Origin of the sequence: cf. Phormidesmis sp. LEGE 11477, from assembly GCF_015207105.1 — a bacterium.
GTDB lineage: Bacteria > Cyanobacteriota > Cyanobacteriia > Phormidesmidales > Phormidesmidaceae > Phormidesmis.
Map to the genome: position 1 here is coordinate 1 of NZ_JADEXO010000168.1, position 10348 is coordinate 10348.

Here is a 10348-nt window from a genome sequence, read left to right on the forward strand (position 1 = left end):
TTCAGCAAGATCAGGTCTGACTGAAAGTGACGCCATTTGAACGGTTCTGAGCAGGGCATGAGGTAGGTTGCGATCAGGGCATCCCAGAATACCAAGTCAGAGCCTATGTATTTTTTGCAACACAACCAAATTTATTACCGAAGGAAAATTGCAAACTGTAAGGAATTATTCCACTAATGCGTTACACATTTTTCCTGCTGACTTGCCTCATCGAGCGTGCTGGACGAAAGATGTAGAATTTATTCACTGCTATTTAGACCCTCAATGCCTCGCACAAGCTGCTCATGAGGCAATTTCTCCAGAGCGAGTAGAACTTGTACCAAACTTTCATCAGCCCGATCCTTTGGTCGCTCAGATGGGATTGGCACTTAAAGCTGCTTTAGAAAACAATCCTGCGGGTAGTCATTTCTATGCCGAATCGATGTCTACAGCCCTATCCGCGCATTTGCTGCAACATTACTCGACTCGCAAACCAGTTTTTCGAGATTATGGCGGAGGCTTATCTCGGTATCAGTTGCGCCAGGCTATTGACTATATTCGAGCCCATTTAGCCGAAAATTTATCGCTAGATACAATGTCAACTGAAGTAGGTATGAGTCGCTTTTATTTCTGTCGTCTGTTTAAACAATCTACAGGAATTACGCCCTATCAATATCTGATTAAGTGTCGTGTTGAGAAAGCCAAATTATTACTAAGACGAAGAAAATCAAGTATTGCTGACGTTGCCTTAGAAGTAGGCTTTTCCAATCAAAGTCATTTTACCAAACACTTCAAACGTTTAATCGGAATTACTCCCAAAACTTATCGCGATCGCTAGTAAGGCTACATAAATCGAAAATTGACAAATCAAGAAATTAATCGTCCATCAAACACAATCAGCAAACTTTGTTAACTCTTTCAATAATTTCTTACTATAATTTTTAAACTAAATGGCTATGACTATGCAGCATCAAAAAACAAGATTGATAGATATATTCAAGCGAAAATATTACAAAAATTATGTTCCCCAAAAACCAATACTAACCAGTCGCGATGCAGGTTGGCAAAACATGGTGTTTGAACATCATCTTCAATCACCTCATGAATTACCAAAATCTATTTATCTTCAGCATATAGTTGTAACTTACCTGAAAGATGTACGGTCGGAATATAGAATGGACGACCGCTTTGAGAACAACAATTATCAAACAGGCGATTCGATAATAATTCCTAGTGGTATTGATTATTGGAATGCCGAGCTCACTGATACAGAGTACATCGTTATGGCAATTGAACCGCAAAAATTGTTGCGTGATTGCTCAGAATTAATTAAAGGCGATCGGATCGAGGTTATTCCCACCTTTCCTAAATACGATCCCTTTATCTATGGTACGGCATTAGCACTCAAACAGGAATTAGAAACCGACTATAAGGGTTGTCGTCTGTATGCAGAAACTTTACTCAATAGTCTAAACATTCATCTGTTACGTAATTACTCTACTTCTCCTGTTGAACTCAAACAATATAGTGGTGGGCTGTCGCCAAGAAAACTGCAAACCTCTATTGACTACATTGAAGCCCACTTAGCTGAAAATATCTCCTTAGAAACAATGGCAACTGAGGTAAGTATGAGTCGCTTTTATTTCTGTCGTCTATTTAAACAATCTACAGGAATTACGCCCTATCAATATCTAATCAAATGTCGTATCGAAAGGGCAAAGATATTACTGAGACAAAGAAAACTAAGCATTGCCGACATTGCCCTAGAAGTCGGATTTTCTAACCAAAGCCACTTTGCTAAGCACTTCAAACGCTTAGTAGGCGCAACTCCTAAGAAGTTTTCTAATCAATAGCAAGATTCGATCAAAAATTGCAATAAGTCGGTATATTTCAACGAACAAACTTCATATTATCAATGCAACCAAGTCTAAAGACACTCGGAGGTTGAAACGATATGAATTATGTAATTGGGTTGATAATCCGTAAATTCTATTTAGTGATTACCACTATCGGACTGAGTGTAGGGCTACTAGTTCTGATGCCTGGCATAGCTCAAGCAGATACAGCCGTTCCTTTAGAAGACACTACCGGGGTTGTAAATGTAGTGACCATCTATCCAACCACCCCAACCACCCAATCTCAAGTCTTTTCGGAAGTGGCTAAAGCAGAAGAAACAAGATTTGAAAACATTCCTGGCTTTCAAGACTCTGCCATTCTCGAAGCACAAGATGGGTCTCAAGTTGTTGCTCTATCGCAGTGGCAAGGAAAAGATCTCTCTAGCTTCCAATCCTATGCAGAAGAGCATATTCTAGAGACTTCGACTGCTCAGACTCCGCAAACTTTTGCCTGTCAAGTTCAGCATACAGAGACCAAAAACACATCACCTAAGTTCCAGCAGGGAGATGCGATCATGTTTAGCCAATTTAAAATGAAGCCAGGAAAAGCACAATCTGAGCTAGCATCAACGGTTAGTCAGATGATGCCTGGAGTGCTAGACATGATGCCGGGATTGCAATGGGCGGCCATGTGTCCTAGCACTAACGAGTCCACAATTGCTCTACTTGCTCGCTGGGATAGCCGAGAAGATTTTGAGTCGTTGGGTAAAAACGTGGGCTTCGATCAGGAAACGAACTATTGGCAAGCTTACGCGGACAACGAACATGGTCTTTATGATGTGGTGAAAATTATTCGCTAAATAACGCTCTTTTTCGCCGTTTTACTTGACGTTCTGGGTCTGAATAAAGCATCCGTCAGGTTGGCTAGGACAGTCACATTAGCTGAACCCTATTACGACCTTACCCTTCTCAGCTTGGAGACGTTTTCCCTAGACTATAACTGTTTGGTTAAGGACCACTAGTTTTACTGTCCGTGCATAAGGTAATTTACAAGTAATGACACAGCCCAGTCCAAATGCTTTTGTCATCAAAGCAACTCTACTGCTGGCCAGTACCCTGACGGTGATGTCTGGCGCGACGATCGCTCCTTCGCTGCCAGCGATGCAAGTACAGTTTGCCGAAATCGAAAACGTCGAATTTTGGGTACGTCTAGTGCTAACGATGCCTGCCCTGTTTATTGTGATTGGCTCACCGATTGCGGGTCAGTTAGTAGACTCCATTGGCCGCAAGCCGTTGCTATTAGCCTCAGCAATCTTGTATGGCTTGTCGGGCGGCTCTGGCTTCGTGTTAGATTCTCTCTTCGCCATCCTCAGCGGACGTGCCCTGCTAGGGCTAGCGGTAGCAGGCATTATGGTCAGCGCGACGACGCTGATTGCAGACTATTACAAAGGGGATGCGCGTGCCAACTTTATGGGGCTGCAAGCTGCTTTCATGGGCTTTGGTGGGGTGCTCTTTCTATCCGTTGGCGGCTTTATCGCCGAGTTGAACTGGCGATTTCCGTTTCTAATCTATCTGTTCTCTTGGCTGCTACTGCCGACGATTATCTTCGCTTTATACGAGCCATTGCGGCCTCAGATTAATTTAGAGACTTCTTCAGCTTCAGCCCCGTTACCGATCAAACTGTTGGTGCTGGTCTATGGTTCTGTACTGCTTCAACAGATTGCTTTTTATCTAATTCCAGTGCAGCTGCCGTTCCATCTACAGCAGGTTGCCAATGTTGGAGCCACCCAAACTGGACTGGCGATCGCCTGCGCCACACTCTTTAGCGCGCTCGCCTCCATGCGCTATGGCAAAGTAAAACAGCGCTTTAGCTTTATCAGCATTTTGGCCCTAGGATTTGGCCTCATGGGTCTGGGATATATCGGCTTGGGTCTGGTAAGCAGCTACTGGCTAGTACTCCTGATTCTGGTGCCTGCTGGTATGGGGTTAGGGTTGATGATGCCGAACTTGAATGTTTGGGTCTCTAACGAAGTCCCTGATGCAATGCGAGGTCGTGCGCTAGGAGGGCTGACAACATTCATGTTTTTAGGACAATTTTTGTCACCGATTGTCTCTCAGCCGTTCAGGCAAAATATCGGCATGACCGCTACCTATGGGCTAACCGGCGTTTTGCTAGCTATCCTAGCGGCATTGATGTGGCTATTCAAGAAGCAAATTTGCCACGCGGTGAGAAGTACTATCGGTACTGCTGTGCCTTCGGAACTCTAAGGCGATCACCTAAAATCATTCACTATTTTCTGAGGAGAACAATTATGTCTGAGGTCACTGTTCGAGTAAAAGATAACGGTCCTTTTTTACTACAGGGTGATTTTTCTATAGTAGATGCTGAAGGACATACCTTTGATACTGATGGCAAAGCGACCGCTTTGTGTAGGTGTGGAGCGTCAACTAATCAACCTTTCTGTACAGGAAACCATCAAGAGATTGGTTTTGAGTCCGCACCGAGAGTTTCGGACAGCTAGTTTCTAGCTTAAAGTTTTTAGGTTAAAACAACGTCAATCGGGAGCAGAAATTTGATGCAAACTACAACCAGAATTAAGCTGCATTCTACTCGAATAGATATTGCTCAGGAGACTCGCACACAGGTAATTGAATTACTCAAGGCTCAATAGCTATTTCTGGGAGGTTGCATGGCATTGGTCTCACGCGCTAGCGTGACATTAATAACCGTCCCCATAGGCTCCGATGTTAACGCTTTCGAGACTTATAGATGACAACAAATGCTACGAAACGGTGCGCCAACTGCGATGGCCCAACGGCGTTTGTTGTGTTGAATGCGGGTCTGTGTCAGTCACAAAACATGGCAAACATGAGACCCATTCTGCTCGACAGAGATACGCCTGTGGCGACTGTGGGCGTCAGTTTGATGACTTGACCGGCAGCATCTTTGCGGGTCGCCATCAACCTTTGCAAACTTGGCTTGCCTGTCTGTATCTGATGGGCCTCAATCTCTCGAATCGACAGATTGCTCAAGAGCTAAACTTGCACAAAGATGATGTGCATCAGATGACCAGCGAGCTGCGCCAAGCGGTGGCCGACAAACGGCCAGAAGTGCAGCTATCAGGAACAGTAGAATTTGATGAAGTCTATGTCACCGCAGGCCACAAGAGTCAACCTGAGCAGGTTAAAAAAAAGAACGCAAAGGACGGCGGCGCAAGCTCAAAGGGTTACTCTTCGAGAAGCAAGCTACGGGGACGCGGTACGCTCGAAAAAGAGAAGCCGCCAATCTTCGGCATGATTCAGCGCGGCGGAGAAGTCGTTATCCAAATGCTAGCCAATGTTCAGCAGCAGACCATCCAACCAATTATTCAAGCAACAGTGAGCGCTGGAACGCTCATCTACACTGACGAGTACGACATCTATGCCCGACTAGAGGCATGGGGCTATGCTCACAAGAGCGTTTGTCATAGCGCTGGCGAATACGCTCGTGATGAAGATGGTGATGGCTTTTGCGAAGTCCACGTCAACACGATGGAAGGATTTTGGTCACTATTGCGCTCTTGGCTCAGGCCCCATCGTGGCATCTCTCAAGAGAAGCTGCCGATTTATCTCGGATTCTTCGAGTTCGTTCATAATGCTAGAAAAAGAGGCAAAGCCTTGTTGGATGGTCTATTGAACCTTTTGCTAGGCTAGCTCCTTGAAACCCCGATTGAGCCAAAATGAATTGCCGTTTCCCTGTCTTAAAATGAAGCTAACGTTGCCGCTATTGTGAGCTATTCCATGACTGCTCAGTCAAGCTATGCCCAGGTTCGTTCTTCTCAATCTTGCCTTGCTAAGCATGAGCACTCTCGTTTGCTGACAACGGTGGCTCAGGTCGCGAATCTGTTGCTGCGATCGCCCGATTACCAAACCGTTTTGCCAGAGGTGATGCGACTGCTAGGAGAGGCGGTAGGCAGCGATCGCGCCTCTTTAGTCCAAAACGTCCCCGATCCACAGACGGGTAAGGCGGCGGTACAATTGCATACCCAGTGGTGCTGCGCTGAGGTGCCTACCTCCACTGAAAGCATTCCTGAACTGGAGTCGGCGCTGCTGTGGGAATATTTTCCTGACTTTGAGACGCAGCTAGCGCAGGGCGAGGCTATGCATGTGCAGGCTGCTGACGTAGCCGAGCCTGCACTGAGTCTCATTCAGGCCCTGAGCAACGTTTCTATTACGATGGTGCCGATTATCGTTAACGATCGGTTCTGGGGTGTTTTTAGCTTTGACTATTGTCGTGAAGCAAAGCGGCTAGATGAGGCAGAGCAGACCATTTTTACCATTGCTGCTGACAGCGTTGCCGCCGCCATTGAGCGCGATCAAACTCAAAAAGCTATTTTGCAGGCAGAGCAAGCGCGATCGCGTGAACTCAACCATCTCAATACCAAACTGCAACAGACGCTTACTCAACTCTCCGAATCCGAAAAGAGGTTTCGCACACTATTCGAGCTGAGCAGTGAGGGGTTCTATTGTGTGGAGGTAGATCCACCTTGCCCGGTTACGATTCCTTTTAGCGAACAGTGTGACTGGCTGCACCAGAATATTCGCGTTGTGAAAGCAAACCCAGCCTTTGCTGCCATGTACGGTGTTGAAAATCCTGATGAGCTAATTGGCCTGGGCAGTACAGATGTGCATGTTGCAGACTCGGAGAAAAATGCGGCTTTCATTCCGACAATAGTCAAGCATGGCTACCGTTGTCATAATCTGGAAACCGAAGAGATTGATTTTCGAGGGCAACAGCACTACTTTCTAAACAGTGCTGTTTGCACCATCAGCGAAGGCCACATAACCGGTGGATGGGCTTCACAGCTCGATATCACCGAACTGCGTCAGGCCCGAGAAGACCTGGCTGAAGAAAGCCTACGAGCCGAAACTGCGCTGATTCGCGAGCGCACCCGCATCGCCCAAGAGATTCACGACACCCTGGCCCAAACCTTCACCGGTATTTCAGTACAGCTCAAGCTCGCCCAGTACTTAGTCAAACAAACGCAGATCAGCGACAACGACTGCGATCTCACTCAGTTCACCAGCATACTCGAACGCGTCGGTAGTCTTGCTCAGACCGGACTAGACGAGGCCCGTCGCTCAGTCTGGTCGATTTACCCCGTTACTGAAACCCAAAATTCTCTCCCTCAGGATCTCGCTGACCACGTTAAGCAGGTCACTAACAGCGTTAGCATTCGCACCCAGGTAACCGTCACAGGTTCCCCCCAGCCACTCTCCTATTTTGTCAGCCGCAATCTGCTTCGCCTCTGCCAAGAAGCCTTGACCAACGTCCTTAAACACGCAAACGCTGCCACCCTTGAGATTTCGCTGACCTACCGGCCACAACAGGTCAGCTTACAAATCTACGACGACGGCTGCGGCTTTTCTCCCCAGTTCAAAACAGAGGGCTTTGGACTGGTGGGCATGTCTGAGCGTGTAGACCAAATTAACGGACAGCTTCGGATCGCCTCTCAGCCGGGAGAAGGTACCGAGATTTTTGTGGAGGTTCCTCTGTAATGACAAACTCAATCATGGCAAACCCAATTCGCGTACTAGTCGCCGACGACCATCCGATTGTTCGTAACGGCCTGGTGCAAATGGTAAACCTGGCGGACGGTATGGCGGTAGTGGCGGAAGCTGCGACTGGCCTTGAGGCGGTTGAACAGTTTCGCAATGTTCGGCCTGATGTAGCCTTAATGGACTTGCGAATGCCGGAGATGACTGGGGTCGAGGCGATCGCCTCAATTCGTAAGGAGTTTCCCGACGCCTGCATCGCTATTCTCACCACCTACGACACCGACGAAGATATCTTTCTCGGTTTGCAGGCAGGCGCAAAGGGCTACCTGCTCAAAGATACCGAGATCGACGACTTGCTCGATGCCATTCGCACTATCCACGCGGGCAACAAGTACATTCCCCCCGCTGTTGGGGCGAAGCTGGCCGAGCGCATGAGCCTGCTAACGCTGAGCGAACGAGAACGCGAAGTTGCCCAGCTCATGGCCGAAGGCAAACCCAATCAGGCGATCAGTAAACATCTCCATGTCAGCGAGAGCACAGTCAAGTTTCATATCGGCAACATTTTTACTAAGCTGGGGGTGAGCGATCGCACCCAGGCTGTCCTAGTCGCCATCAAACGCGGCATTGCCAAGGTGTAGCTTTTACCTAGAGTTTAGCTTTCGCCGAATCACTCCAGGTAAAAGCTGTAATTGCGCGAACACAGAGATATCAAAGGCCGATGAATTCTTTTGCACGGAAGGGAACTGCCTTTTAAAACTCGCCGCTGACCATTTTTTTAACAACTTTTTGAGGCACGCCAGGGATGAGTGTGCCAAGGTTCAATAGCTGTAGCACTGCCTGACGGGTGCGGTTCATCGGTGTCACCACTGTCCCTCTCACCTTCTCTGTATAGGCAATTGTGTCAGCACCTATCTGGTGCCGCTCATCCGAGTACTGGTCGAGCCTCCCGCTGGCATAGCACTTCGCAAAGTGAGCAGCATCGGCAATGCCTAAGTTCATCCCCCGCCCGCCAACAGGTGAGTGAGTATGGGCCGCATCACCCATCAAAAATACGTTGCCCCGTCGATAGTCAGGCACCTGACGGATGCCAATGAGGAAATTCCCCTCGCGATAGAGATGCTCAATCGGCATCTTTACGTCTAGCGTTGCCAGCGCCTCTGGACGATTCGAGACGATGCGGTAGCGTGTTGGTGACATCGGAATCACAAATACCACCACGCCTCCGTCCTGGATGTAGACGCGGAATAATCCTGGTTTCTTGGCCCAAGCAGGTGCCTCAACGTCTGCGATCGCCCACTCATCATCCAGATCAAAGCCCTCAGCCTCTATCCCTAGCTCATCGCGCACAGTGCTACGAGAGCCGTCAGCGCCAAGCACATAATCATATTCACTCGTGTCGCCATCAACGGTTGCCTGAACGCGATTGCCGTCGTCCTTGAGAGACTCAAAACGCTTACCGTACTCAACGCCTACACCCAGTTCGCCTGCCCGCTGCGCCAAGACCGATTCAGTTTCATCTTGGGGTAAGCAGAACAACCTAACACTGGGATCGGGATGGCGATCCATGGGCATTTCAAAGACTTTTTCAGCGTCAACATAAATTTCAAGCCCGCTCGCCATAATTGACTTCGCCTTGACGAGTTCGGCTGCGCCCGACGGCTCCAAAAGTCGCATTGTGTTGGGCATAATACCCACTGCTCGGCTGAACGGTGAGGGGGCGTCACGCCGCTCGACCACGCGGCAGTTAACGCCATGACGGGCTAGCTCCAGCGCTGCGGTTAGCCCAGTTGGACCGCCGCCAACAATTAAAACTGAGGTCTCTTGATGATTATTCATTGGAAAAATGTTGTTGTAGTTGTACATGAACTAGACTGATGAGACTTGTTGCGGTTGTTCTATTGCTTGCTATCTCATACTGCAAACAGCATCAGCTCAAGCAACGTTAAACCAGCAACCGTTGCCAACCCTATGTGATGAATAGCTGCTAATTCACCCAGCCCAGTGCGAACAACACTGATACTGCCATCAGAAGAGGTCTGCTTCACCGCTTCAATCCGGCTGAATAGCTGAGTTAAAATGTAGCCCTGGAAAATAACAAAAAACGTTAGCACTACTAAGGAATTGCGGCTGAAATCTTGTAGCCACGCCTGAAGTAAAATGCAGATAGTTCCACTTCCGACGACGGTCATCATCGTCGGTGGTGCTAGCTCGATGATGCGCTTCAGCTCTGCATGAATCAGCCTTGCATCTGAGTCGATTACGGTATTGCTTGCCGCATCAAACATCAGCGGCCAAACAGGTTTCTCGATGTATGAAAGAACAGCAAAGAATCCTGTGGCAAACGAGAAAAACAAAATAATGAGAGTGGGAACGAGTGTAAGGGTCATAATGGTGTTTGCTTAAATTTCTGAAATTGTGTGATGAGCAAGCTGTGAGAGGTGCTGAAAGTCGCACCTCTCTGTAATGGACTGGATGAATGAATTTAGCAGCTAGCTAGCTGTGCTACTCTCGCTTTAGGCAATGGATATCGTAGGTTCAGCGTGTTGGTTTCGAGGTTGTGTTGCTGTAAAAATGCAGACACGCTGTCCTCAAGTTCGGGCTGTGCGATCGCGACAAATCGCTGCACTAGCGATGTCACTGAACAGGTTACGATCAGATGAACAAGTTCTTTCTCTGAATAGTGCTCTACCGCTGAACTCACGAATTTACGAGGCGTCGTCAAAGGCATTTGAGCCGAAATCCAGGCGAACTGCAAGGCAGCATTCTCTTTTTCGCTAAACAAACCATCAGGTGTCGTACGACCGACCGCTGCTGCAAAGCAATGCCGAATTCTCTCGATGGATTTAGACTGATTTTCAGCAGTGTGGTAGGTTGTGTTGCAAAAAATACATAGGCTCTGACTTGGTATTCTGGGATGCCCTGATCGCAACCTACCTCATGCCCTGCTCAGAACCGTTCAAATGGCGTCACTTTCAGTCAGACCTGATCTTGCTGAA

At 48.0% G+C, this 10348-nt stretch carries 11 protein-coding genes; 8 read left to right on the forward strand and 3 right to left on the reverse strand.

All coding sequences use genetic code 11. The features are described 5' to 3' along the window. Positions 1 to 148: 148 nt before the first annotated feature. The 8 genes from IQ256_RS26990 (at position 149) to IQ256_RS27025 (ending at position 7990) form a co-directional block, all read left to right on the forward strand. Positions 149 to 817: an AraC family transcriptional regulator gene (locus tag IQ256_RS26990; protein ID WP_193858789.1), complete on the forward strand. Its 669-nt coding sequence runs from the start codon at positions 149 to 151 to the stop codon at positions 815 to 817. A 118-nt stretch (positions 818 to 935) separates the two neighbouring features. Beyond that, positions 936 to 1832 carry an AraC family transcriptional regulator gene (locus IQ256_RS26995; RefSeq protein ID WP_193858790.1) on the forward strand — a complete coding sequence of 299 codons (897 nt, stop codon included), beginning with the start codon at positions 936 to 938 and terminating at the stop codon, positions 1830 to 1832. Positions 1833 to 1933: 101 nt separating this feature from the next. Continuing rightward, a complete protein-coding gene (locus IQ256_RS27000) occupies positions 1934 to 2674 on the forward strand; it encodes a hypothetical protein (RefSeq protein WP_193858791.1) in 741 nt (246 codons plus the stop codon). A 196-nt stretch (positions 2675 to 2870) separates the two neighbouring features. Continuing rightward, on the forward strand, positions 2871 to 4082 hold the full coding sequence (locus IQ256_RS27005; protein ID WP_193858792.1) for an MFS transporter: 1212 nt from the start codon (positions 2871 to 2873) through the stop codon (positions 4080 to 4082). 44 nt (positions 4083 to 4126) lie between these two features. Continuing rightward, positions 4127 to 4336: a CDGSH iron-sulfur domain-containing protein gene (locus IQ256_RS27010; protein ID WP_193858793.1), complete on the forward strand. Its 210-nt coding sequence runs from the start codon at positions 4127 to 4129 to the stop codon at positions 4334 to 4336. A gap of 223 nt (positions 4337 to 4559) precedes the next feature. Further along, the gene (locus IQ256_RS27015) at positions 4560 to 5507 is read left to right on the forward strand and encodes an IS1595 family transposase (RefSeq protein ID WP_193858794.1); all 948 of its coding nucleotides are present in this window, start codon (positions 4560 to 4562) and stop codon (positions 5505 to 5507) included. A gap of 87 nt (positions 5508 to 5594) precedes the next feature. Continuing rightward, a complete protein-coding gene (locus tag IQ256_RS27020) occupies positions 5595 to 7352 on the forward strand; it encodes a GAF domain-containing sensor histidine kinase (RefSeq protein WP_193858795.1) in 1758 nt (585 codons plus the stop codon). Beyond that, complete coding sequence (locus IQ256_RS27025; RefSeq protein ID WP_228025335.1) at positions 7352 to 7990, forward strand: response regulator transcription factor; 639 nt, start codon at positions 7352 to 7354, stop codon at positions 7988 to 7990. Before IQ256_RS27020 ends, IQ256_RS27025 begins: the two co-directional genes overlap by 1 nt. A gap of 112 nt (positions 7991 to 8102) precedes the next feature. On the opposite strand, the gene IQ256_RS27030 is transcribed toward IQ256_RS27025, so the two are convergent. The 3 genes from IQ256_RS27030 to IQ256_RS27040 all read right to left on the reverse strand — a co-directional run bounded on the left by IQ256_RS27030 (position 8103) and on the right by IQ256_RS27040 (position 10107). After that, positions 8103 to 9188: an NAD(P)/FAD-dependent oxidoreductase gene (locus tag IQ256_RS27030; RefSeq protein WP_193858796.1), complete on the reverse strand. Its 1086-nt coding sequence runs from the start codon at positions 9186 to 9188 to the stop codon at positions 8103 to 8105. Positions 9189 to 9262: 74 nt separating this feature from the next. Next, entirely contained in the window at positions 9263 to 9739 is a 477-nt protein-coding gene (locus IQ256_RS27035) for a hypothetical protein (protein ID WP_193858797.1), read from the reverse strand. Positions 9740 to 9834: 95 nt separating this feature from the next. Then, positions 9835 to 10107, reverse strand: coding sequence for a hypothetical protein (locus IQ256_RS27040; protein ID WP_193858798.1), 273 nt, complete (start codon positions 10105 to 10107; stop codon positions 9835 to 9837). Positions 10108 to 10348 lie beyond the last annotated feature (241 nt).